Here is an 834-nt window from a genome sequence, read left to right as displayed (position 1 = left end):
AACCCGATCATACCAGCCTGAATTAAATCATCGACCTGAACGCTAGACGGTAGACGAGATATCAAATGATGCGCAATTTTTTTGACTAAAGGCGCATGAGACCGAATCAAATCATCGGCACGTTTTACTTGAGCGTCTGTATACATCAGCCTATGACACCGGAACTAAACACGTTCTAGTTTGAGGTAGCCTGAACCAGGCGCTCAACAAAGAACTCCAAATGACCTTTTGGAGAAGAAGGCAGTGGCCAGCTATCCGCTTTTTGGGCAAGCGTCTTATATGCCAACGATGCTTTTGCACGAGGATACACATCAGAAACAGCCCGTTGACGCTGCACTGCTTTTTTCACCGACTCATCGAAAGGGATTGACCCAACATACTGCAGAGCAACATCGAGAAATCTCTCAGTAACGTGAGCAAGCTTGGAATAGAGGTGGCGCCCCTCTTCCTGCGTTTTAACCATATTCGCCAGTACACGAAAACGGTACATATCGTAATCGCGATTTAACAATTTAATTAGCGCATATGAATCGGTAATCGATGTAGGCTCATCACATACGACAACAATAACTTCTTGCGCAGCCCTAAGAAACGAAACAACACCATCGGATATACCTGCTGCGGTATCAATAATCAGGACATCGAGATCTTCAGAAATTTCACTAAAGGCATTAATTAAACCGGCATGTTCCATTGGATTCAAAGAAACCATTTTTTGCGTACCAGATGAAGCTGGTACTACTTTTATTCCTTTGGGCCCATCAACCAAAACGTCACGCAGAGAACATTCGCCACTTATCACATCCGCTATATTGCTTTTAGAGGTGATACCTA

General features: G+C 44.0%; 2 protein-coding genes. Both read right to left on the bottom strand.

Translation table 11 applies throughout. The features are described from left to right. Nucleotides 1–146: sigma factor (locus A3757_RS25360; RefSeq protein WP_304439202.1), on the bottom strand; the 146-nt coding region annotated here is incomplete at its 3' end. Between the two features lie 29 nt (nt 147–175). Next, nucleotides 176–834 (bottom strand): P-loop NTPase (locus tag A3757_RS20160; protein ID WP_068740177.1); only part of this gene is annotated, 659 nt, incomplete at its 5' end.

The sequence above is a fragment of the Oleiphilus sp. HI0117 genome, assembly GCF_001635235.1.
Note: the sequence above shows the minus strand (reverse complement) of the source record. Positions and strands in the feature narration are given on the sequence as shown.